This is a genomic window from Heyndrickxia camelliae (genome assembly GCF_002844575.1).
GTDB lineage: Bacteria > Bacillota > Bacilli > Bacillales > Bacillaceae_C > Margalitia > Margalitia camelliae.
The window spans coordinates 1-325 of sequence record NZ_PIQO01000079.1 but is presented as its reverse complement, the minus strand read 5'-3'; the positions used below and the strand labels follow the sequence as shown (position 1 = coordinate 325).

The window sequence follows — 325 nt, the reverse complement described above, 5'->3', positions numbered from 1 at the left end:
GTGGAGAAGGAAATGAAATATAATACTCAATTTGAATGTATGGACAAGTCTTGCAACACGGTTACTATAGGCCACAATAGAATGGATGGTGTTAGATGTCCAAGATGTTCTGGTCCCGTTATTCCTAAACCATTTAAACTAGGAGAAAAAGTTGGAAAGGATAAACCTTTAAAAACTCAACCTATTACAGACGATATAAACGAAATAGGAAAAACACTGGAAAAACAGATACTTGATTTGGAGGGTAAAATCTCTGATCTTGAGCAAAGTTTAGTAAGTTTAGAGATTAAAAAAAGAGTTAGAGGTTCGGTGTGATTGTTAAATG

At 34.2% G+C, this 325-nt stretch carries 1 pseudogene; it reads left to right on the top strand.

The annotated features are described in order from the left end of the window. Positions 1 to 315 (top strand): annotated as a pseudogene (locus tag CWO92_RS24995) (hypothetical protein); the annotation flags it as partial. Positions 316 to 325: the final 10 nt, after the last annotated feature.